1 pseudogene is annotated in these 290 nt (G+C 39.7%); it reads right to left on the reverse strand.

Annotated elements, in window-relative coordinates:
* Positions 1-290 (reverse strand): annotated as a pseudogene (locus ACFIO5_RS12170) (excinuclease ABC subunit UvrA); the annotation flags it as partial.

The following is a 290-nucleotide window of genomic DNA, read 5'->3' on the forward strand; positions in this document are numbered from 1 at the left end:
GTCGCTGGATTAGAACGCGGAGTCCGTCCAATAGGTGATTGGTTGATATCAATAACCTTATCAAGAAATTCTAATCCCTCAATTTTATCATAGATTGCGGGACTTTGATGTGTGCCCATGATATGATGTGAGGCAGCTTTGAAAAGAGTTTCAATGAGGAATGTTGATTTTCCTCCACCTGAAACACCAGTTATGCACGTGAAGGTTCCAAGAGGGATGGTCGCACTGATGTTTTTGAGGTTATTGCCCTTGGCCCCAATTATTTTCAATATTTTTGATTTTGATATTTT

Source organism: Bartonella sp. AA86SXKL (assembly GCF_042196885.1).